This is a genomic window from Nostoc sp., assembly GCF_036917555.1.
Taxonomy (GTDB): Bacteria; Cyanobacteriota; Cyanobacteriia; order Cyanobacteriales; family Nostocaceae; genus Nostoc.
Window position 1 is genome coordinate 16,180 of record NZ_JBALDD010000001.1, and the last position, 20,073, is coordinate 36,252.

The following is a 20,073-nucleotide window of genomic DNA, read 5'->3' on the forward strand; positions in this document are numbered from 1 at the left end:
CTTGCCTTAGTTAAAAATAATGGTGAATTCAGTAAACGTCATCGTGAGAACCTAAAGTTAGCAATAAAATTTCTTCTTCTCCTAAATCAGGATTTGTAACAAATTTAAATAAAATTTGATTTTGATAATCAATTGAAGATGAATATCTACCCGATGAATCACCTTTTAGCTTGTGACTACGTAAACTGACTTGAAATGGGTCTTCAGCTATTTGTTGTAATACTTGTTCAATTTGAGAACGTAACTCAGGATTTTTCTTGACAGACGCTTAAAAGCACGAATAAAAAGGACTCCAAACCAAATTTTTCACTCGTCTAACTCCGCCATCAAATCTGCAACTGAACCACGGTGGACATTACCTTGATCATAATCACTCTCTGTTTGCGCGACTTCTTTTAATAAGTCATCCTGTCGCTGTTGTTTGAGGCGCTTTTGGACAATATCTACAAGAATAGCCTGAGCTTCTGGATCTAATGCTTCTACCGCTTCTATAGCTTTCTGGAATGTAGATGTTTTTTTTAGCATAAGCATCAAAGAATTTAGTGATAAGTCTAATTTAGCTGGTGGTAAAGGCGATCGCTCCTCATCCTCTTTATTTAATAGTATATTTGTATTATAAAAACATAAATTTAGCGATCGCTCTTATGAACCGAGATGAATTACTCAAACGCTATGCCGCAGGTGAGAGAGACTTTTCAGGAGTTGACCTTAGTCGTGCAGTACTTTGACCTAAGCAGTATCAACTTGAGAGGTTGCAATCTTAATAATGCTAACTTGAAGAATACTTCTTTAAAAGACGCTAATTTACAGCAAGCTAATCTCAGTTACGCCAATCTTGAACAAGCAGATTTAAAAGATACAAAATTTGATGGTGCTATTTTTTACAATACAATTACGCCTGATGGTAGTATAAAGAATGATAATTTATAATTATATTGCAGTTTTGGTCATAGAATTACGATGATATTAGTAGTAATTATGACTCAGTGTAAAAGCGCTCGCTTCATTAACCTTTCCTATGCAACCTGCGCGATCACTACTCAAGCTACTCACTTAAAAAGATTTTAAGTAATATATCTTTACAAATGAGCAAAACTCCTCAAATGCTCTTGATTTCTTTGCCTGTGTTATTTTCCATTTTTTTCTATAGTAATCGTCCAAAAAAGCGCTAGCTGTGGCAATCTGGGAAACAGAGATTTATTAAATCTGATATTTGAGCTACAGAAAATTTATCTAATCAGGTTATGCAAACTCTGCCCACAGTAGACACTTCAAGCATCACATCATCTCAAGCTACCTTTGATACAACTATCAAGCGGCGTAAAACCCGCCCTGTAAAGGTGGGAAATGTCACCATTGGCGGTGGCTACCCCGTTGTAGTGCAGTCAATGATTAACGAAGACACTCTTGATATTGATGGTTCCGTAGCTGCTATTCGTCGTCTGCACGAAATTGGCTGCGAAATTGTCCGCGTCACAGTGCCAAGTATGGCTCATGCTAAAGCTTTAGGGGAAATTAAACAAAAATTAATAAAAACTTACCAAGACGTGCCAGTTGTGGCTGATGTCCATCACAACGGGCTAAAAATCGCCGTGGAAGTTGCCAAGCATATAGAGAAAGTGCGGATTAATCCGGGCTTGTATGTGTTTGAAAAGCCAAACATCAATCGAACCGAATATACTAAAACCGAATTTGACGAAATTGGCGATAAAATCCGCGAAACCTTAGAACCTCTAGTAATTTCTTTACGTGATCAAGGTAAATCGATGCGAATTGGGGTAAATCACGGCTCCCTAGCTGAGAGAATGTTATTTACTTATGGTGACACCCCTGAAGGAATGGTGGAATCTGCCATAGAATTCATCCGCATTTGTGAATCTTTGGATTTCCACAACTTGGTAATTTCCATGAAAGCCTCACGAGTCCCAGTGATGGTAGCCGCCTATCGCCTCATCGCCAAGCGCATGGATGAACTGGGTATGGATTACCCGCTACATTTAGGCGTTACGGAAGCCGGTGATGGCGAATACGGGCGAATTAAATCTACGGCTGGTATTGCTACCTTACTTGCTGATGGCATTGGCGATACAATTCGTGTCTCCCTTACAGAAGCACCAGAAAAAGAAATTCCCGTCTGCTATAGCATTCTCCAAGCTTTGGGATTGCGAAAAACGATGGTGGAATACGTCGCTTGTCCTTCCTGTGGACGCACTTTGTTTAATCTAGAGGAAGTGCTGCACAAAGTCCGGGAAGCCACTAAACACTTAACTGGGCTAGACGTTGCAGTTATGGGTTGTATTGTCAATGGCCCCGGAGAAATGGCAGATGCTGACTATGGGTATGTTGGTAAAACACCTGGTTATATTTCTTTGTATCGTGGTCGAGAAGAAATTAAAAAAGTCCCCGAAGATAAAGGTGTAGAGGAATTAATTAACCTGATTAAGGCAGATGAACGCTGGGTAGAACCTTAAAGGGGGCAGGGGAGCAGGGGAAAATTGAAGTTGTAGTAAGTTTTTCCCCTCTGCACCTCTGCCTCTTGTGCCCAATGCCCAATGCCCCATTCCCAAAAACTTTATATCTTTTAACCACCAAGGTCGTCTGATTGTCAAGTATTTTGTTTAAATTAAGAATACATACTTGGTCTGTAAGTGGTAGCCTGTGTTAGATTGAGCATACTGACTATAAATTTTCCCTCTGACGCAGCTGTCATTATGGTGATTACAAAAAGTAGGCTTGTTTTGGGTGCTACGGCAGTGACACTCTCCACGATCGCTGTTACTAGCCTTGGCATTCACTCGCGAGGTCAGGCTTTATTTAAAGCAAGTCCCAAAGAATTAGTAGATGAAGTTTGGCAAATTGTTCAGCGCCAATATGTAGACGGTACTTTTAATCAGGTAGATTGGCAGGCTGTTCGTAAGGAATACTTGAGCAAGTCCTACAGTAATCCGCAGGATGCGTATAAGTCCATTCGGGAAATGCTGAAAAAGCTAGAAGACCCGTACACCCGATTTATGGATCCATCGGAATTCAAGAATATGCAGGTGGATACCTCTGGAGAATTGACAGGGATTGGGATCACCATTAGTCAGGATGAAAAAACCAAGCAATTGGTTGTAATTGCGCCAATCGAGGATACACCAGCCTTTAAAGCTGGTGTTCTGGCAAAAGATATCATCCTCAAAATTAACGGTAAAGATACCAAGGGGATGGATACCAATCAGGCAGTATCCTTAATTAGGGGTGAGGCAGGATCGCAAGTCAACTTGACTATTCAGCGCGATACTAAGATAAAACAATTTAACATTACACGGGCGCGAATTGAAATCCATCCAGTTAAGTTTTCTCAAAAGAATACCCCAGCAGGCAATCTTGGTTACATTCGCTTGAACCAGTTCAGTGCCAATGCTGGTAAAGAAATGCAAACCGCTATCAAAAATTTAGAAAACAAAAAGGTAGCTGGATATATTCTCGATCTGCGTGGTAATCCAGGCGGCTTACTTTTCTCCAGCGTGGATATTGCCCGGATGTGGATAGATAAAGGTAAGATTGTCTCCACTGTTGAACGCCAAGGAGAGGCAGAAAAGGAAGAAGCAAACGGAAAAGCCTTAACAACTAAACCATTGGTGGTGTTGGTAGATAAAGGTTCAGCTAGTGCCAGTGAAATCCTCTCAGGGGCTTTGCAGGATAATAAGCGTGCTACTTTGGTGGGTACTCAAACCTTTGGTAAGGGACTAGTGCAATCGGTGCGTCCCCTGGAAGATGGTTCAGGATTAGCGGTGACAATTGCTCATTACTACACCCCTAATGGTACAGATATCAATCATAAAGGCATTTCGCCAGATGTGAAGGTGGATTTGACCAAAAAGCAGATGGAGGAATTGTGGCTCCATGAACGTGACAAACTCGCTACCCTAGCAGACCCTCAATTTGCTAAAGCGGTGGAAGTGATAGGTAAAAAAATTGCTGTTAAGGGTACACCTACAGCAGAAAAATGAAGAGTTAGGAATAAAGTTAAGAGTGAATCGTGAGGAGTTAGGAATAAAGACCGTCACTGTCAACTTCTAACTCCTAACTTAAACTGGTTGGCACTTTCCAGCCCTAATGAGTCCAACACGCCGAGCGATCGCTTCTTCTTGCGAACTAAAAGGCCCCCACTGTTCTATAATTTCTAAATTATCGTCGCTAACTTGGTCGCTGGGGATAATTTCACAGTTTCCAGCAGAACGCTTGACAATATACCAAGTTTGTGAATTACTCATATTTTAAATAAAAATCTTGTTTTTATAGTAAGAATTTTACGGCATACAGAAAATATCTTCGCACTTACTACTAAATCCGACATTCTGTAGGTGCGATCATAAAACCCTGTAGCTTTTTGCTGACCAGTCATATCTTGAATGCTTGAGGATAGTTTCTGTTGCTCACCCTACCTTCAAAAGTTTTCCTCTGTCAATTTGCTACGAACTTACGTAAAGCTGTATTAAGCCTCAATTTATTAAACTATAGGCAATAGGAATCACTCAGTTCGATTGAGTTTCTCTTTTAAAAGAGCTTCTACCTCCCTTTCAGGATTGTCAAGATCGAAAGGATAAGGGTGTTGTGTAGCAGACCCACAACGACTCATTAAAACTTGCAATGCAGCCCGAAACGCTTCTTCTTCATTTCTGTGTTCTGAAAGATATCGTTTCAGTTCAGTATTGCTCATCTGGCTTAAGTTCTGCATCATACAATAAATTTCCAATTCCCAATTATGCAATGGTTTGAAGACAGGCACAGTTGTTGAACTAATTAAACTGATCTTTGTATATACATAGAATATCCTCAACTTCATAAGGTGGAAGATGCTTGAGTTCGTCCGGTAAAGTATCCATTTCGATTGCATGACCTGCTATATCTAGACCTAGTGCAGATGCACCTTTACCAACTCCTGCATGAAGATAAACCTTTTCAGGCAGTAAGTTAAGCTTTGCACCAATTCTGAACGATGTATCGTAAACATATAGCTCACCGATACCACAAATTTTATGTAGTTCCGTTTTGACTAGCTCGTGAACTTGCTCAAATGTTAGGCATTGCTGAAATATGTTAGTTATACCAACCAAGACCGTTTTAGCTCTGTCTAATGCTAATGGTTTAATACGCCGTTGGTGTGAATAACGCCTTCCTCGGTGATCTTTTGCTATCGCAGCTAACTCAATGGCTTGAATCAAAGAAGACTGGCTTCTAAACCAATTAATTTCATCAATTTTGTTTTGCCAATGTTTTCTTTCGTAATGTTTAATGATGACTGTAAAGTTTGGCATATACGTCTATTAATTATGGATATACAGAAAATTCAAATATATTCAGGAGATAGGAATATTATTGCTTAACCCTACATCCTATCCCCGAAACACTAGCTAATACTTACGCTCTTTTGGCTCAAACATAGTAATCGCCACCGGTCGATATTGAATCTCAATTCCGGCTGGTGAGTAGTAAGCCATTGTGTGTTTGAGAAAATTCGTATCATCTCGCTGGGAATAATCTTCGCGGAAATGAGCGCCACGACTTTCCTGGCGATTCAGAGCTGATGCCAAAATGGTCTGCCCTACTACCATCAAACTTCGTAATTCTAAAGCTTCTACGAGTTCCGTATTCCAGCAGCTACCTTTGTCATCTAAATAAATTTGAGGGTATTTTTGTTGTATTTCTTCTAGTTTCTGCAAACCTTCAGTCATTAATGCCTGAGTGCGGAAAACGCCGCAGTACTCAGTCATACAATCCTGAAAAGCTTCACGGACTTGGTTAATACGGTACTGTCCTGGTTGTTCTAGCAAAGCTTGAATTTGTTGCTGGGCTTCTGTTACATACTGTTGCTCATCTACAGAGGGTAACTTACGTTTTTGCACAAATTTGGCGATCGCAGCCCCAGTTCTCTTGCCATAAACGACACATTCCAGCAGAGAATTACTGCCCAAGCGATTCGCCCCATGTACGGAAACACAAGATGTTTCACCCGCAGCAAAGAAAGCATCAACAAAACCATCGTCACTACTACGAACTTGACCATCGGTGTTCACTGGGATACCACCCATACAATAGTGAATTGTCGGGCGGACTGGCATCGGTTGAGTTACTGCGTCAACACCTACTAAACGATGGGCTTCTTCCCAACAGAAGGGAACGCGACTCATAATTTTTTCTTTGCCTAAATGGCGTAGATCCAGATAGACAAAGGGGCCTCCAGCACTTCCATTGAGATGAACACCACGTCCAGCGCGAATTTCATAAGCGATCGCTCGTGAGGTAATATCACGAGGAGCTAGTTCCATCCGACTGGGCGCATAGTTCGCCATAAAGCGATCGCCTTCACTATTAATCAGATACGCCCCTTCACCCCGCACCGCTTCTGAAATCAGCACCCCTACCGGATATAAACCAGTGGGATGAAACTGCACAAATTCCATATCTTCTAGGGGTAAACCTGCGATCGCAGTCATTGCCAAACCATCACCTGAAGAAGCGTAATCATTAGAGGTAGTATTATAAACGCGACCATAACCCCCTGTGGCAAACATCACTGCCTTAGCCCGCACCACCTCAATATGTCCATCCAAAAGATGGAACATTACCACACCCTTCGCCTCATTTTCTTCTAAAATAAGACGCATCACGTACCACTCTTCGTAAACTTGCACCCCATAACGCCGCAAATTGTTAACCAATTCGTGCAAAATCGCATGACCTGTTTTGTCAGCAGCGTAGCAAGTGCGGTTGTGGGAATGTCCGCCAAAAGCCCTTTGGGCAATGCGCCCATCGGGTAAGCGAGAGAACAAAACGCCGAGATGTTCCAAGTCAATCACCACATCTGGCGCTTCTTGGGCGAGAATCGCCACAGCATCTTGGTCTGCCAAGTAGTCAGAACCCTTGACAGTATCAAAAGCATGTGCTTGCCAACTATCTTCAGAATCAACATTTTTCAGCGATGCAGCCATACCACCTTGAGCCGCAACCGAGTGAGAGCGAATTGGGTGGGTTTTTGCAACCACAGCAATATTTAAACTAGGGTCAGTACGGGCAATTTCTACAGCAGCGCGACATCCCGCCAATCCACCCCCAACAATAATCACATCGTGTTCCAGCATAATTAGCCCTCTGATTGCAAACCACTGCTGTTCTATTGTAGAGACGTGATTAATCAGGTAGTGCGTTGTAACAGTAGCATCTCTACAAAAAAATTCCCTGCCTATAGACAGGGATGTTATAAAAAATTTTGAAATTAGGAGTGAAAAGTTAAAAACAAAGAGTTATGGCACAGATAGAGTGACTTATAACTCTTGTACAGACGCGATTAATCGCGTCTGTACTCATAACTCCTAACTCTTTAGCTAGTTGCTTGTACAGGTTGTTGCTGAGACACATTACCTGGTATAGGTTCCATTTTGGTTCCCGGCCCTACAGGACTGACTTCAATATGATTTAACAAGGTAGTGACAAACGCAAACACCAAGAAAGGTAGCGATAGCAGAACGACGAGACCCGCTGTTGCTAAAGCGTATACGGGCCGCTTGGCACCCATCAGCGCCAAAGCTGATGCCAAACTTAGGGTAATTGTAATCAACCAAACAATTATTTGACCGTAGATATCACCGAAAGTCAAGGTACAGACAAACCGATACTTTTGAATATTATTTTCGCTCATCACATTTGCCTCAAGTCTCTCCTAATAGGTTCTACGTTAGAACTATGTTTGCCTTGTAGGCAATTTCTAAATATTTTTGCAAGCTTTGTAATATCACTTCACAATCAAGCCGCCTTTGGTAGCAAGGCAGTTATACTAAAAACTTCTTCCCTTCATCGGAGAGGTCGCAATTGCGATCGCCTCCTTAACAAACACTATCTTAATTTTAGGCAAAGAGACTATTTGTCATCTGTCAAATTCAGGATATTCAAAATAAATATATAGCAATTCTATTTAATTTGTGAAAATTGCAACCCACAGATTCCCGACTTCGTAAAAGTTATCGGGAGTCTTGTTCCTCACAAATGATTCAAGATTACTATAGTATTTAGTTTTTTGCTAGTAAATAATAACTAGAGAACTCAAGTAAAGTCTAGATGTAAAAATAATTTTTTGATGTTAAATTTTGAGTATTGCCCGAACTTGTTGACTAAATCAACAAAAACCTTTATTTTTCGTGGCAACATTGTTTTAGGAGTGAATGTGAATACTATTTTTCTTCGTAAAGGTGTTTTTTGGTTGCCAAGTTTAGCTGCTCTTGCATTCCTGAGTAGCGGTTTATCTGCAAGTGCCCAGACAGTAGACAAGGTGAGCAGTCAGCCATCAACTGAACCTTCTGCAACCGTAGCGTCTCCCAACGAGTTTAGTCCAGAAATAGACATTGAAAGCCAAAATCTCTCTACAGAAATAACTAAGACTTTTACAGTCACAAATTTAACTAAGGTAGAGCAGTTGCCCAACACTGCGATACAAGAAAACGCTAGTGTAACACCCACACCCGTTCCAGGCACAGTGGCGACCTCATCTGCAACGCTCACCTCTGAGTTTGTACAACCGACTTCTCAAACTACTGCTCAACCATCTGCTACCAAAGTGGCGCAATCGGATATTGATTTAGGTAGAACTACCAGTGGTGGTAGTAGCTATCTTGGCATCGCTGCTAACATTGGTTTGAGTGGTGGTGACACGTCTTTGGGCGACGGTAACTTTGCGGTAGTCAGCAAAATCGGACTGACAAATTCTATATCAGTGCGACCCTCAGCCGTATTTGGGGATAACACCACAATTTTACTTCCGATCACCTATGATTTTACCTTCAAATCAGCAGATGCTTTTAGCGAACCATTAGCGATCGCACCTTACATCGGAGTGGGTGCAGCTTATAAAACTGGTGATGATTCACAATTTGCCTTTTTGGCATCTGCTGGCATTGATGTACCTCTAACTCCTCAATTTACAGCAACAGCTGCTATAAATGCTGGATTTTTCGATGAAACTGATGTGGGCTTGTTGTTAGGAGTTGGTTACAACTTCAGTGGGCTTTAAAAGTTAAGAGTTAGGAGTTAAGAGTTATTAAGATTAAATTCATAACTCATAACTCTTAACTTCTATTTAGGTGTAACTTTGTCAATCACCTTGATTGTGCCATCATCTCCTACTGTCCAAACATCGTATACACCGACGACATCGCCGTTAGCATCAACATCTACGTTGCCGCTGGCTCCTTGGTAGTTAATTTTTTTACCATCTTTAAGTAACTTCAGCCCCTCGCAGACATCAGTAACTTCTGTGCCAGGTCCATCAGCAACTTCCCGAATTTTGCTGGCTATACCAACGCCTGTATTTTCTTTAGCAGCTTGCGCCGCCAATGTCAATAAAGCAGACGCATCCCAAGCTTGAGGAGCGTATTCCCCTGGTGTACCACCCTTTTTATCTTTCCACAGTTTGTTGAAAGTTTCTAATGCTTTACCATCGGAACCCGGTACTGTACCGATCGCTCCTGTTAAAATATATTTACCATCACCGCCTTTGCCAACTTGTTCGGGAAAAGTCGGTGATTTTACCCCATCTGTTAGCAGAATCTGTACTCCCTTCGCCACACCTTGCTGATAGGCGGCTTTCAAGAACAGACTACCAGTTTCCGCATAGAGTACAGCCAGGACTGCATCTGGCTTACCAGCAAAAGCAGCAGCCGCTTCTGTATCAAATGTTTGGGCTTTTGGATCGTAGCGGACAGGCTTATCTTTATTAACTATAGTTCCACCCAATTTTTCAAAAGTTTGCACAAATGCTTTTTCAAACCCTACGCCATAGTCATTATTAATCACGACTGTAGAAACTCGCTTGAAACCTTTTTTTCTGGCAAGTTGGGCTAAAGCTAGTGCTTGGTATGTATCGGGAGGAGCTGTACGTGCCCAAAAGCCCTTGAAATCACCTTTTTGGGCTTTTTCGGTAAATACGGGACTGGTACTACCAGGGGAAACCAGCATGACTTTATTTGGTGTGGCAATGGAGACTGCTGCACTAGAAACGCTACTGGCAAAGGAACCAACTACACCTGCTACTTTATCCAAAGTTGCTAGTTTGGTCATACCGGCAGCTCCAGCTTTTGGGTCGGTTTGGTCGTCTACTTGTACCAAGGTAACAGGTTCGCCATTCACCCCACCGCAAGCGTTGACTGTATCGACAAGTAAAGGAACGGAACCTAGCATCTGCTGTCCTACAGAAGCCAAGTCGCCTGTTGTTGGTAGCAGGGAACCAATTTTTAGTCCTTTAGCACTGCTTGTAGTAGTTGAGTTTGCCGCTGGGGTAGCGGTACTTCTGTTGTTAGCTGTACCGTTGGGGGTACTGTTATCACCACAAGCCCCAACCAGAAACCCAGTTGCTAGGGTAGCTATACTGAAGGCTAAGGCGGTGCTAATTTTTTTCATAAATTACTCTTACTCCTCAAAATATTTAGCAGCCTAAAAAGAAGATCCAAACTAGATTTGTAACTTAGCTGGATCTTATCAAGGCTCCAAAGGATAAATCATATCATCCATCTTTGGGAGTAGGAGTATTTACCCGGCATTAATATTTATTTTTCTACACAGGATATTCTCCGTGTATCAAAACCTGAAAAACGGAGAGGGAGGGATTCGAACCCTCGGTACGGAGTTGCCTGCCGTACAACAGATTAGCAATCTGCCGCTTTCGACCACTCAGCCACCTCTCCTGACTCACGAATATCAATGTTAGCAGGTTTGTTGGTAAGAGTCAATAGTTATTTGTCATTTGTCACTTGTACTGAGCGTAGTCGTTAGCGCAGCCTCTCCAAGAGTTGTATTGGTCATTGGTTATTTATAAAACGCTGAGGACTAAGGAGCTAGGGACAAATGACTAATTTTTTAAAGGACTTGCGATCGCATCCAAGCTATGGGCAAGGTGCGTAACTTTTTCCACTGGGGAACGAAAGCCCGCTGACTGAATACATCGTAATCGTTGCGTTCAATCACCTCCAATATTTGACCGTACAGCATTGATGCTGCCCACACAGGCCAACGGGCATCGGATGCTAAATAAGTAATTCCCTGGTCGGATGTGGTGTAAAATTGGCGGGCGCGATCAATTTGAAAGCGCATCAATGCCCGCCAACGATCATCTACCACACCTTTGAAGAAGTCTTGCTCGGTATAGTTGAATTTTGCCAAGTCTTCAAGGGGAATGTAGATCCGTCCCCGTTTGGCATCTTCTCCCACATCCCGCAGGATATTGGTAAGTTGATTGGCAATTCCGAGAGCGATCGCTTCTTCTGTGGGAACATAAACTTGTATGTTTTGCCGCCACGGTGCTGCATATATGGTGTTATCCACATCCATAACTGATGTTGACATTAAGCCAACAGTGCCAGCAACACGGTAACAGTAGAGGTATAACTCCTCAAAGGTTTCATAACGACTGCGATATAAGTCCATGCGCTGACCGGCAATCATATCCCGAAATGGTTGAATGTCCATCGGAAAGCGCTGGAGGGTATCAACTAAAGCTACATCGTAATTTTCTAGTGGGCATCCCGCAAAAATCGATTCCAGCTGCTGTTCCCATAGGTCTAGGGTTTCTGGCGTGGTAATAGCAGATGCAGGGCCATCTACCAATTCATCTGTACGGCGACACCAAGCGTAAATTGACCAAATAGATTGACGTTTTACCGGACTCATGAGCAAAGTACCCAGGTAAAAAGTCTTGGCATACTTTGCTGTGAGATGCCGACAAAGTTTGTATGACTCGTCTACAGAGACCAGCGTTTTCATGCGCGGGGGGGAATCAGGCAGTTGCAGCATTCGTTGCGGGCGGTCGGGTGAGCGTTTGCAGGTTTGAGGAATTTGCTACCAGGAGGGCCTCAGAAATCGCCTGCGCTGTCAGCTTACCAGAAAGTACGGCACCTTCCATACTGCCTAAGTAGCGTTGCATGGTATAACTTCCTGCGAGATAGAAGTTAGCAATGGGCGTAACTTGTGCAGGACGGTACTGTTGACGACCAGGGGTCGCTTTGTAAACTGAACGCGGCGTTTTCACCACATGAGATTTCAGCAATGTTGCTGGATTGTCTCCCCCAAAATGGTCGGGGAAGAGTTTTTCTAACTCGGCAATGGTTGCAGCCACTATCTCCTCATCTGATTTGGCAATCCAATCTTTTGCCGGAGCTAGAACTAATTCCAGCATCGAGCGATTGGGGTTGGCGTATTCACGGCAGGTATTGCTCATATCAGCATAAACGCTTAGGAGGGGCGATCGCGAAAATAGTAAGTGATCAATTTCTGTAAGTTTCCGGTCAAACCACAGATGCAGGTTAATCACTGGTACTCCTTCTAAGCCTTCTAGCTTCTTGAAAAACTCCATTTGCTTCCAAGGTTTAGGCAAGATTACCTTTAACGGGTCAACTGATATGGCAGATACATACACATCAGCCGTGAAAACTTCATCTTCTGCCCCATTTAACCCTCGAATCAAGTATCCTTTCACCGTGCCATCAGTGTTCAGCAAAATCTCTTTCAAGGGGGCATTCAACCGCACTTCTCCACCGCGTTCTGTGATGTAATCTACGATCGGGCTGCATAGACGTTCTGTGGGAGAACCATCCAAAAATGCAATCTTGGAGCCATATCGTTCTTGGAGAAAGCGATTCAGTGCAGTTAATAGGATCGTTGCAGAAACTTCATCAGGATTGATAAAGGTGAGCGCTTTACATGCGGCGATAAAAACGTCACTAGTTACTCGCTCGTCAACACCTTGCCTTTTCAACCACTCTAAGAAACTATACTTGTCCATGTCTTCAACATACTTTTGACCCCGAACCACTGCTGGAAGGAGGCCAACTGCAAACCGAATCTTCTGCTCCCAAGTCAACATATCTTTGTTACGAAGAATCGATGCAATCACGTTGAAAGGAGATGGAATATCTGGAACATCAAAACGTGATAGTGTCCCAGGCTTGTCCGGTTGATTGAAAATCAGCGTATGCTGTTTCCACTGGAGTCTGTCTTCAATGCCCAACTCCTTGAGCAATTGAAGCATATTGGGGTATGCCCCAAAGAAGGCGTGTAACCCGGTTTCGTACCAGTCGCCGTCAGAGTCTTTCCACGCCGCAACAAGACCACCCAGTACGTCCCGGCTTTCCAAGACAATGGGAGTGTGACCTGCGTCTGTGAGATATTTTGCGCAGGAAAGTCCTGCTAAACCAGCACCCGCGATCGCTACTCGCATTTAACCCTAATGCCCTTCAATATTTCTTAATGGTTTTGTCGTTCTCATTATACGTTGCAATCCGTTACATTTGGCAGTTATTGTGCGATCGCTTCCCCAAAAAACTTTTGTCAAAGGGAATTTTACCTACGCGCACCTGCCGAAACAAATTGCTAATACCATTGTTGGCAATAGCTTTGCAGCGCACACTTTATCTATATTTACATGCAGGTGATTTCGGGAAACAAAAGTATTTCCTTTGACTGAAAATAGCTAATTTCAAAAGTTGTCTTAAAGTAGTTGATTTCTTTGCTAATTTGTGTATTTGGTCTGAGAAAATATCTGGGGTATTGCTTAAAAACTACTTTGAAAACTTTCCTCTCCCTATAAGGGTGTAGGATAAATGTTTATGTCCTCTAGGTTGAACAACCAAGTTGTTTACCTCACAACTTATAGGTAAAAGATTATGAGTGTATCGCAGCAGCTAAGGCGCTTTGGACATCACCTGATTTTAGGTATTTCCAGCACTACATTAAGCGATGACGATAAACGCGCACTCAATGAATTAAAACCGATTGGGGTGATATTTTTTGCTAAAAACTTTTTGGATGGCACCCCATATCAGGTTTGGTTGGAAAGCTTCAAGGATTTAAACATGCAGATACGAGAATACACTGAACGTGATTCCATGTTCATCACTCTCGATCATGAAGGAGGTCGTGTAATTCGTACACCACCGCCAATTACCCGCTTTCCTCATGCCTTATTGCTGCGATCGCACGCTTATGAAGTAGCAAAAGCCACAGCGGTAGAACTCAAATCACTGGGAATAAATTTATCCTGGGCACCTGTAGCAGATATTTTTTCCCATCCTGAGAACCCCGTGATTGGGTCTCGCGCTTTTGGTAACACTCCCGAAACTGCTACTCAAGGTGCCTGTGACTATTACCTTGGACTTCAAGATTCAGGAATTTTGGGATGCGCCAAACACTTTCCTGGACATGGAGACACCAGCAAGGACTCTCACATTGAGCTACCAATACTGAATTTAACTCTAGAAGATTTGCGACTTCGAGAACTTATACCCTTCAGAGCTTTAATCGAAGTCCAGATTCCTTTGATTATGACTGTCCACATCTTATTTCCCAAGATAGATCATAATGTGCCAGCAACCCTTTCCCAGGCTATCCTCAAATCCATACTTAGAGAGGAACTTGGCTTTGAGGGAGTAGTTGTATCTGATGATTTGGATATGAAAGCTATCTCAGATATGTTTATGAAAGCTGGTACTGTGGCGCGGTCATTTAATGCAGGCTGCGATCTGTTTATTGTGTCGCGTAATATTAATTCATCATCTATTGAAAGAACTTATCGGATTGCTGAAGATTTTGCAGATTCCCTCAGTAACGGTAGCTTAGATGAAGCAGTGCTAGAAGCAGCTAGAGAAAGAATTGAGAAACTACTGGCAGTAACACCGCAATATCTCATATATGCTTTGGATAAAGATGTATTATTGCAACATGCTCAACTAGCGATCGCTAGTTCCTATTCATAACCCAACGTGCATTCAAGGTGCATATTAGCAATTGCCAAAAGGCTAGCTAGGATTGCATTTCTTAATTTTGAATTTTGAATTTTGAATTGTTTAGTGGGTGGTATAGGGGTCGAACCTATTTCTGCGAGTTAAAAGCCCGCTGCACAGCCGTTATGCCAACCACCCAAGTTAATTTAAATAAGAAATGAGCAAGTGCGATCGGATACTTACATCGCAAGCTTTGTAATACCAACATTAGATATAAATCCACCAGGGAGGTACTGCCCCTCCTATTTCTGTGTTATCAGCACAGCGCCTCGCTTTTCGGCTTCTGGTGGAAAAAGAGGAAGATGGAGGAATCGTAGCTTGCTTCCCGTAGCGTACCCCTACAGTTGCCCATACCCTGGTTTTCAAGACCAGTTGCCGTCCATTTAGCGGCATCTTCCATTCAGGGGTGTCTGACGGGACTTGAACCCGCTTTGACTGGTTCCACAAACCAGCGCCTCGACCACTTTGGCTTCAGACACCATCAATGGAATCAATGGGACTTGAACCCATAACCTCCTGCTTGCAAGGCAGGCGCTCTATCCATTTGAGCTATGACCCCATCAAACAAGTTAAAAGTCAAAAGAAAGAATTTAATTATTTCTCTTTTTTTTACTTTTTACTTTGCTCTTTTTACTTGTTCAGGCGGGAGTGGTAGGATTTGAACCCACAACTTTCGAGGTAGAAGCTCGAAGCTCTATTCCATTGAGCTACACTCCCAATATTTGGTAGTCCTGACAGGAATTGAACCCGCAACATTCTTCTTGTAAGGAAGACACTCTACCAATTGAGTTACAGGACTACGCAAGCGAGTGGAGGGACTTGAACCCACGCACTGAGTATGGCGTACTCAGATGCTACCGTTACATCACACCCGCATCAAGCTGGTAACAGGAATTGAACCTGCAACCTACTGATTACAAATCAGTTGCTCTGCCAATTGAGCTACACCAGCACTAATTTTGGTGACGGGGGCAGGAGTTGAACCTGGCGATGTTCAGGTTATGCAGCCCCACGAGCCACCGCTGCTCCATCCCCGCATAATCACCAATACCCCTGACTGGATTTGAACCAGCAACCTCTTCGTTCTAAGCGAAGCGCCTCTTCCGTTGGGCTACAAGGGCAAAGTCTGAGTGGCAGGGATTGAACCTGCGACCTGGAGTTCCCAAAACTCCTGCGCTCCCATCTGCGCCACACCCAGATATTTTGGTACTCCCGACAGGATTTGAACCTGTAAAAAACTAGATCCTCGGTAAGCGTGCGTCTTCCATTCCGCCACGAGAGCTTGTACCAATTCTCTAAAATCCGGCAACAAATTCAAGCCAGGAAACCCAGATTAAATCTGACTTTCTTAATTACGAATTACGAATTGGTATTGGTACTCCTGGTGGGAGTCGAACCCACAACGAAACAGATTTTAAGTCTGCCACCTCTTCCAATTGGGCTACAGGAGCAAATTTTGGTACTCTTGGTGGGAATTGAACCCACAACTTACCGTTTTTGAGACGGCAGCCTCTTCCAGTTGGGCTACAAGAGCAAAGTTTGGCAGCCCCACCAGGGGTCGAACCTGGAATCTTCGCCTTCAAAGGGCGCTATGTTGCCAATTACACCACAGGGCTTTATTGCCAGGGCAGGGCTTGAACCTGCAACCTCATCGTTCAGAGCGATGCGACTTTCCAATTCGTCCACCCGGCAATGAATGGCTGCCTCAGTAGGACTCGAACCTACAACCGCGCGGTTAACAGCCGCTTGCTCTACCATTGAGCTATGAGGCAACAAAACCCCCCAGATCGGAATCGAACCGACGACCTCCTGTTTTTCAAACAGGCGCTAACTACCAACTGAGCTACCGGGGGATAAAAGAAGAGATCATGTAACGAGAGCGGAGGGATTTGAACCCTCAAATCTTCAGTTTCGCAGACTGAGATGTTATCCAGTTACACCACACTCTCAAGGCGGAGAGAGAGGGATTTGAACCCTCGGTACGGAGTCGCGTGCCGTACAACAGATTAGCAATCTGCCGCTTTCAGCCACTCAGCCACCTCTCCATAGTGGGTCGAGCAGGATTTGAACCTGCGTGCAAAAAAGAACAGTTTTACAGACTGTCGCCTTCAGCCAGACTCAGCCACCGACCCATAATCATTCCCTCGACGAGAATTGAACTCGCATCCGTGCTTTGAAAGAGCACTGACTTAACCATTCGTCCACGAGGGCATAATTTACCGAATTTTATACTTTGGATTAAATTTTTTAATCTAAAATTGTCTGACACAGGGACTAGGATTTGAACCTAGAACATCGGATTTGGAGTCACGAGGTGTTGCCGTTACACCATCCCTGCATTTGGTGGCAGTGGCGGGATTTGCACCCGCATATACCAGGGTATGAACCTGGGGCTTTGCTGGTTAAGCTACACTGCGATCGCACCAGAGGCTGAGGTGAGATTTGAACTCACGATGTCGGTTTTGCAGACCAACGCCTTTGACCACTTGGCTACTCAGCCATTTGGGAGTCCTGACGAGATTCGCACTCGCAATCTTCAGTTTGAGAAACTGACGGCTTAAACTATTCGCCTACAGGACTACAACCAGGGTGACGGGATTTGAACCCGCAACATTTCCGCAGACAACGGAACGCTCTAGCCAGTTGAGCTACACCCCGATTTTTGGGAATCTGTGCCTAAACTTTGAGGTTTTTAAGCACAGATTTTGTTGGTGAACTTGCCCATTTCTTATTTAGTTTTCAAGGTTCAGATAATTGACTTTTTACTGTTAGAAACTGTTAGGAAAACAACCGAAATTCTAGGTAGCAAGCCTGTTGTGTATTACGGATATATTCAGTGGTTTTAATGAGTGCAAACTTAGAACTTTTTTCGTTTGTTGCCTCTACTGCCGATGTTTTGCAAGTAAAAGCAGCCTTGTCGGGTGGGGACTCTGGTTTATTCCAATGCCTGTCCTTTAGTTGTATGTAGAACATAAATTTGACTCTTGAGAAGCTTTGTATTTCGCCTCACTACATATATACTACAAAATACTACAAAAGGTGTCAAGGGGTTTTAGAAAATTTTTTTGAAATTGTCTAGAAAAGCTTCTGCACTTATATTTGAGCTTGCTAAACCCTTTAAAAAGTTAAACTACAGCTTATGATCGGGTGAATCTTTAAAAGCCTGACGTGATAGACAACTACCTCAAGCGACAACAGATAATTAGTATTGTCGCGATCGCCTCTACGATTACAGCTTGTAGTATCGCCCCCCAATTGGGGTCGAACCAACCAATAAGCAAAATCCATATTGCAAAAGTTCAAGCTCATACAGTAGAGGGCCAAATTAATGCCCAACTACCGCCATCAGCCAAAGTAGAAAACCCTACTTTTACAGTCCCAACTAAATTTCAGGGAAAAACAGTTTATAAGGTGCAAATCAGCAACAACGAAAAGGTTATTGCTCTCAGCATTGATGATGGGCCCTGGCCAAAGACAACCTTAGAAATGCTGGATATCTTAAAGCAAAATGATGTTAAAGCAACATTCTTTTGGGTAGGACAAGCTTTACAAGCAAATTCTGACCTAGCCAAGCGTGAGGTAGCCGAGGGACACGCCATTGGCAACCATACTTGGCATCATTGGTATCGGCGAATGGATGAAGCCACAGCCAAAAGTGAAATTGATCGCACAGCCGATCTGATATACAAAACTACAGGAGTTAAAACGTCTCTGTTTCGTCCTCCTGGAGGCTTTTTAAACAACGGACTAGCCGCTTACGCCAAAAGCCAGAAAGATGCTGTCATTATGTGGTCGCTAACTTCTGCTGATACCGATCCTCACGCCAAACCACAGGCATTTGTAAATAATGTCCTCAAAGGCGCGAAACCTGGTTCTATTGTTTTAATGCATGATGGTGGTGGTGATCGCCACAGAACTGTAGAAGCTTTGCCACAAATCATCAGTGGACTTAAACAGCAAGGCTACCGATTTGTGACAATTCCTGAACTACTAAAAATGGCGCAATAAAGGGTGAGGAGAATTTCTCACCCGACTATTTCGTTTATTCGCTCATCACAGAAGCACAAGATTGAGCTTCCTGCCAAAGTTTGTGCAAAAAGAACTCAGCGCGATCGCTCATAGTGGTGACAAACACACCGACAGAATCCTTAGAACTAGTTGATAGCCAAGAACCCCGCAGGGTAACTTCCATATATTCGGCATCGCACGCACAGAGGGCAATGATTTCTCTGTCATCTCTTTTTACCTCAGCCCTCAATACTTCTACTCCTGGCAAATCAACAGGAAGCAAAAAGGAAGCGGTAGTGGGTTCAATGCACAAACCTTGCCCAACTCGCAGGGCTAAAATCACTCGTTGCGCTACCCATTCTTCTAGCGACAGAGTGACACATTCCAAATCAAAACTGCTTTCAGTGTAAGTTAATTTCAGCATTCCTTATGCTCTCCTGTTATTCCAGGTTTGCTTGCATATCTATCCAAAACTGTTCAGCAAAAGAAATCGCGGGGTGGATTGGCGCTTTTGGTTTGGTATGCAGTTGCATACCAGCTTCAAACAAGGTGCGATCGCCTTTACGGGAGTTACATCTTTCACAAGCTGCGACTACGTTATCCCAAGTGTGAGAACCGCCTTTAGAACGCGGCATCACATGATCTAGCGTTAGATGTTTGCTGCTGCCGCAATATTGGCAACTGTGATGGTCTCGTCGCAATACTTCCCGCCGATTCACTGGCGGAACTTTCCACATCCGCTCATTAGAAGTGATTGTCAAGCGAATATGTTTTGGCACATCAATTACCAAACTGGGTGAGTGAACTTGCCATCCGCCTTCTGTAGTAAAACCCAGCGGTTGCGCCTTGTTGGTCACTAACAGCACAATCGCCCGCTTGATATTGACCCGACATAGTGGCAAGTAATTTTGAGAAAACACCACCACAGATTGCTCTAACACTTGCATTGCGTTCGCGCCGCGCATGGAAGATATCGTCACAGCTATAACTCCTTATAAAAAAACCCCCGCTTCAAGTTTTCGGTGAAGCGGGGGTTAGAATTGACCGGAAAATTTTCTGGTCTCATATCGGTACAGGATTCCTTCGCCTGTACCCCCCGCTTTTTTGATTTAGTTGTGGTTTTGCAATTAGTGCACTAAAGCCTACATACTTATAATCATCATTACCCTCTGTGATTTGCCCATGATTTCGGCTACCATCGCCCATAAATAAATACTCCACTTCCATAGCAGCTGATTCCCAATTGGTTCGGCAATTG

General features: G+C 43.5%; 17 protein-coding genes and 26 tRNA genes. 6 read left to right on the plus strand and 37 right to left on the minus strand.

Annotated elements, in window-relative coordinates; all coding sequences use genetic code 11:
• Positions 1–306: 306 nt before the first annotated feature.
• A complete protein-coding gene (locus V7K60_RS00080; protein WP_334921948.1) occupies positions 307–525 on the minus strand; it encodes a hypothetical protein in 219 nt (72 codons plus the stop codon).
• Positions 526–654: 129 nt separating this feature from the next.
• On the opposite strand from V7K60_RS00080, the gene V7K60_RS00085 reads away from it, so the two are divergent.
• From V7K60_RS00085 to ctpC, 3 genes are all read left to right on the plus strand, one after another.
• Positions 655–930: a pentapeptide repeat-containing protein gene (locus V7K60_RS00085; RefSeq protein ID WP_334921949.1), complete on the plus strand. Its 276-nt coding sequence runs from the start codon at positions 655–657 to the stop codon at positions 928–930.
• Between the two features lie 314 nt (positions 931–1,244).
• Positions 1,245–2,471 carry a (E)-4-hydroxy-3-methylbut-2-enyl-diphosphate synthase gene (gene ispG / locus V7K60_RS00090; RefSeq protein ID WP_334921951.1) on the plus strand — a complete coding sequence of 409 codons (1,227 nt, stop codon included), beginning with the start codon at positions 1,245–1,247 and terminating at the stop codon, positions 2,469–2,471.
• A gap of 240 nt (positions 2,472–2,711) precedes the next feature.
• Positions 2,712–3,995 carry a carboxyl-terminal processing protease CtpC gene (gene ctpC, locus V7K60_RS00095; protein WP_334921953.1) on the plus strand — a complete coding sequence of 428 codons (1,284 nt, stop codon included), beginning with the start codon at positions 2,712–2,714 and terminating at the stop codon, positions 3,993–3,995.
• Between the two features lie 78 nt (positions 3,996–4,073).
• On the opposite strand, the gene V7K60_RS00100 is transcribed toward ctpC, so the two are convergent.
• The 5 genes from V7K60_RS00100 to V7K60_RS00120 all read right to left on the minus strand — a co-directional run bounded on the left by V7K60_RS00100 (position 4,074) and on the right by V7K60_RS00120 (position 7,684).
• Positions 4,074–4,259 (minus strand): DDE transposase family protein, encoded by a 186-nt coding sequence (locus V7K60_RS00100; protein ID WP_334921955.1) that lies wholly within the window; start codon positions 4,257–4,259, stop codon positions 4,074–4,076.
• Positions 4,260–4,516: 257 nt separating this feature from the next.
• The gene (locus tag V7K60_RS00105) at positions 4,517–4,726 is read right to left on the minus strand and encodes a DUF6887 family protein (RefSeq protein WP_334921957.1); all 210 of its coding nucleotides are present in this window, start codon (positions 4,724–4,726) and stop codon (positions 4,517–4,519) included.
• Between the two features lie 58 nt (positions 4,727–4,784).
• Complete coding sequence (locus tag V7K60_RS00110) at positions 4,785–5,303, minus strand: hypothetical protein (protein ID WP_334921959.1); 519 nt, start codon at positions 5,301–5,303, stop codon at positions 4,785–4,787.
• Positions 5,304–5,399: 96 nt separating this feature from the next.
• Entirely contained in the window at positions 5,400–7,127 is a 1,728-nt protein-coding gene (locus V7K60_RS00115) for a succinate dehydrogenase/fumarate reductase flavoprotein subunit (RefSeq protein ID WP_334921960.1), read from the minus strand.
• A gap of 239 nt (positions 7,128–7,366) precedes the next feature.
• Positions 7,367–7,684 (minus strand): hypothetical protein, encoded by a 318-nt coding sequence (locus V7K60_RS00120; protein WP_334921962.1) that lies wholly within the window; start codon positions 7,682–7,684, stop codon positions 7,367–7,369.
• Positions 7,685–8,206: 522 nt separating this feature from the next.
• On the opposite strand from V7K60_RS00120, the gene V7K60_RS00125 reads away from it, so the two are divergent.
• Entirely contained in the window at positions 8,207–9,049 is an 843-nt protein-coding gene (locus V7K60_RS00125; RefSeq protein ID WP_334922026.1) for a hypothetical protein, read from the plus strand.
• A gap of 62 nt (positions 9,050–9,111) precedes the next feature.
• Here V7K60_RS00125 and V7K60_RS00130 read toward each other — a convergent pair whose 3' ends face one another.
• From V7K60_RS00130 to pds, 4 genes are all read right to left on the minus strand, one after another.
• On the minus strand, positions 9,112–10,434 hold the full coding sequence (locus tag V7K60_RS00130) for an ABC transporter substrate-binding protein (protein ID WP_334921964.1): 1,323 nt from the start codon (positions 10,432–10,434) through the stop codon (positions 9,112–9,114).
• 192 nt (positions 10,435–10,626) lie between these two features.
• Positions 10,627–10,718, minus strand: a tRNA-Ser gene (locus V7K60_RS00135).
• 172 nt (positions 10,719–10,890) lie between these two features.
• Positions 10,891–11,823 carry a 15-cis-phytoene synthase CrtB gene (gene crtB, locus V7K60_RS00140; protein ID WP_334921966.1) on the minus strand — a complete coding sequence of 311 codons (933 nt, stop codon included), beginning with the start codon at positions 11,821–11,823 and terminating at the stop codon, positions 10,891–10,893.
• Complete coding sequence (gene pds / locus V7K60_RS00145; RefSeq protein WP_334921967.1) at positions 11,807–13,246, minus strand: 15-cis-phytoene desaturase; 1,440 nt, start codon at positions 13,244–13,246, stop codon at positions 11,807–11,809. The genes crtB and pds overlap by 17 nt, the downstream gene beginning before the upstream one ends.
• 445 nt (positions 13,247–13,691) lie before the next feature.
• On the opposite strand from pds, the gene V7K60_RS00150 reads away from it, so the two are divergent.
• Positions 13,692–14,780 carry a glycoside hydrolase family 3 protein gene (locus V7K60_RS00150; protein ID WP_334921969.1) on the plus strand — a complete coding sequence of 363 codons (1,089 nt, stop codon included), beginning with the start codon at positions 13,692–13,694 and terminating at the stop codon, positions 14,778–14,780.
• 94 nt (positions 14,781–14,874) lie between these two features.
• Here the strand turns inward: V7K60_RS00150 and V7K60_RS00155 are convergent.
• The 25 genes from V7K60_RS00155 to V7K60_RS00275 all read right to left on the minus strand — a co-directional run bounded on the left by V7K60_RS00155 (position 14,875) and on the right by V7K60_RS00275 (position 17,465).
• A tRNA-Lys gene (locus V7K60_RS00155) sits at positions 14,875–14,945 on the minus strand.
• 267 nt (positions 14,946–15,212) lie between these two features.
• Positions 15,213–15,286, minus strand: a tRNA-His gene (locus V7K60_RS00160).
• Positions 15,287–15,292: 6 nt separating this feature from the next.
• Positions 15,293–15,366, minus strand: a tRNA-Ala gene (locus tag V7K60_RS00165).
• Between the two features lie 84 nt (positions 15,367–15,450).
• Positions 15,451–15,524: transfer RNA gene (locus V7K60_RS00170), tRNA-Arg, on the minus strand.
• A 6-nt stretch (positions 15,525–15,530) separates the two neighbouring features.
• Positions 15,531–15,606 (minus strand) — tRNA-Val (locus V7K60_RS00175).
• 5 nt (positions 15,607–15,611) lie between these two features.
• Positions 15,612–15,682, minus strand: a tRNA-Gly gene (locus V7K60_RS00180).
• Between the two features lie 4 nt (positions 15,683–15,686).
• Positions 15,687–15,759: transfer RNA gene (locus V7K60_RS00185), tRNA-Thr, on the minus strand.
• A gap of 96 nt (positions 15,760–15,855) precedes the next feature.
• Positions 15,856–15,928 (minus strand) — tRNA-Leu (locus V7K60_RS00190).
• Positions 15,929–15,932: 4 nt separating this feature from the next.
• A tRNA-Pro gene (locus V7K60_RS00195) sits at positions 15,933–16,005 on the minus strand.
• Between the two features lie 6 nt (positions 16,006–16,011).
• A tRNA-OTHER gene (locus V7K60_RS00200) sits at positions 16,012–16,089 on the minus strand.
• 91 nt (positions 16,090–16,180) lie between these two features.
• Positions 16,181–16,258 (minus strand) — tRNA-Leu (locus tag V7K60_RS00205).
• A gap of 6 nt (positions 16,259–16,264) precedes the next feature.
• A tRNA-Leu gene (locus V7K60_RS00210) sits at positions 16,265–16,341 on the minus strand.
• A gap of 6 nt (positions 16,342–16,347) precedes the next feature.
• Positions 16,348–16,423: transfer RNA gene (locus V7K60_RS00215), tRNA-Gln, on the minus strand.
• Positions 16,424–16,426: 3 nt separating this feature from the next.
• Positions 16,427–16,499: transfer RNA gene (locus V7K60_RS00220), tRNA-Gln, on the minus strand.
• Positions 16,500–16,504: 5 nt separating this feature from the next.
• Positions 16,505–16,579, minus strand: a tRNA-Asn gene (locus V7K60_RS00225).
• 6 nt (positions 16,580–16,585) lie between these two features.
• A tRNA-Phe gene (locus V7K60_RS00230) sits at positions 16,586–16,660 on the minus strand.
• 21 nt (positions 16,661–16,681) lie between these two features.
• Positions 16,682–16,756, minus strand: a tRNA-Arg gene (locus V7K60_RS00235).
• Between the two features lie 4 nt (positions 16,757–16,760).
• Positions 16,761–16,852, minus strand: a tRNA-Ser gene (locus V7K60_RS00240).
• Between the two features lie 4 nt (positions 16,853–16,856).
• Positions 16,857–16,939: transfer RNA gene (locus V7K60_RS00245), tRNA-Tyr, on the minus strand.
• A gap of 7 nt (positions 16,940–16,946) precedes the next feature.
• Positions 16,947–17,017 (minus strand) — tRNA-Glu (locus V7K60_RS00250).
• A gap of 56 nt (positions 17,018–17,073) precedes the next feature.
• Positions 17,074–17,145 (minus strand) — tRNA-Trp (locus V7K60_RS00255).
• A 3-nt stretch (positions 17,146–17,148) separates the two neighbouring features.
• Positions 17,149–17,224: transfer RNA gene (locus V7K60_RS00260), tRNA-Met, on the minus strand.
• Between the two features lie 10 nt (positions 17,225–17,234).
• Positions 17,235–17,307 (minus strand) — tRNA-Cys (locus V7K60_RS00265).
• A gap of 3 nt (positions 17,308–17,310) precedes the next feature.
• Positions 17,311–17,387: transfer RNA gene (locus V7K60_RS00270), tRNA-Glu, on the minus strand.
• A 4-nt stretch (positions 17,388–17,391) separates the two neighbouring features.
• Positions 17,392–17,465: transfer RNA gene (locus V7K60_RS00275), tRNA-Asp, on the minus strand.
• A 510-nt stretch (positions 17,466–17,975) separates the two neighbouring features.
• Between V7K60_RS00275 and V7K60_RS00280 the strand changes: the two genes are divergently transcribed.
• The gene (locus tag V7K60_RS00280) at positions 17,976–18,815 is read left to right on the plus strand and encodes a polysaccharide deacetylase family protein (protein WP_334921971.1); all 840 of its coding nucleotides are present in this window, start codon (positions 17,976–17,978) and stop codon (positions 18,813–18,815) included.
• 34 nt (positions 18,816–18,849) lie between these two features.
• Here the strand turns inward: V7K60_RS00280 and V7K60_RS00285 are convergent, their stop codons facing one another.
• Together V7K60_RS00285 and V7K60_RS00290 are read right to left on the minus strand one after the other, a co-directional pair.
• Positions 18,850–19,239, minus strand: a complete 390-nt coding sequence (locus V7K60_RS00285; RefSeq protein WP_334921973.1) for an alr0857 family protein — start codon at positions 19,237–19,239, stop codon at positions 18,850–18,852.
• A gap of 16 nt (positions 19,240–19,255) precedes the next feature.
• Positions 19,256–19,762, minus strand: coding sequence for an HNH endonuclease (locus V7K60_RS00290; RefSeq protein ID WP_334922028.1), 507 nt, complete (start codon positions 19,760–19,762; stop codon positions 19,256–19,258).
• Positions 19,763–20,073 lie beyond the last annotated feature (311 nt).

Excerpts from the sequence above, each read along its gene's own strand:
- V7K60_RS00080 (WP_334921948.1), bottom strand. The coding sequence starts at position 525 with ATGCTAAAAAAAACATCTACATTCCAGAAAGCTATAGAAGCGGTAGAA.
- V7K60_RS00085 (WP_334921949.1), top strand. The coding sequence starts at position 655 with ATGAATTACTCAAACGCTATGCCGCAGGTGAGAGAGACTTTTCAGGAG.
- ispG (WP_334921951.1), top strand. The coding sequence starts at position 1,245 with ATGCAAACTCTGCCCACAGTAGACACTTCAAGCATCACATCATCTCAA.
- ctpC (WP_334921953.1), top strand. The coding sequence starts at position 2,712 with ATGGTGATTACAAAAAGTAGGCTTGTTTTGGGTGCTACGGCAGTGACA.
- V7K60_RS00100 (WP_334921955.1), bottom strand. The coding sequence starts at position 4,259 with ATGAGTAATTCACAAACTTGGTATATTGTCAAGCGTTCTGCTGGAAAC.
- V7K60_RS00105 (WP_334921957.1), bottom strand. The coding sequence starts at position 4,726 with ATGATGCAGAACTTAAGCCAGATGAGCAATACTGAACTGAAACGATAT.
- V7K60_RS00110 (WP_334921959.1), bottom strand. The coding sequence starts at position 5,303 with ATGCCAAACTTTACAGTCATCATTAAACATTACGAAAGAAAACATTGG.
- V7K60_RS00115 (WP_334921960.1), bottom strand. The coding sequence starts at position 7,127 with ATGCTGGAACACGATGTGATTATTGTTGGGGGTGGATTGGCGGGATGT.
- V7K60_RS00120 (WP_334921962.1), bottom strand. The coding sequence starts at position 7,684 with ATGAGCGAAAATAATATTCAAAAGTATCGGTTTGTCTGTACCTTGACT.
- V7K60_RS00130 (WP_334921964.1), bottom strand. The coding sequence starts at position 10,434 with ATGAAAAAAATTAGCACCGCCTTAGCCTTCAGTATAGCTACCCTAGCA.
- crtB (WP_334921966.1), bottom strand. The coding sequence starts at position 11,823 with ATGCTGCAACTGCCTGATTCCCCCCCGCGCATGAAAACGCTGGTCTCT.
- pds (WP_334921967.1), bottom strand. The coding sequence starts at position 13,246 with ATGCGAGTAGCGATCGCGGGTGCTGGTTTAGCAGGACTTTCCTGCGCA.
- V7K60_RS00150 (WP_334921969.1), top strand. The coding sequence starts at position 13,692 with ATGAGTGTATCGCAGCAGCTAAGGCGCTTTGGACATCACCTGATTTTA.
- V7K60_RS00285 (WP_334921973.1), bottom strand. The coding sequence starts at position 19,239 with ATGCTGAAATTAACTTACACTGAAAGCAGTTTTGATTTGGAATGTGTC.
- V7K60_RS00290 (WP_334922028.1), bottom strand. The coding sequence starts at position 19,762 with ATGCAAGTGTTAGAGCAATCTGTGGTGGTGTTTTCTCAAAATTACTTG.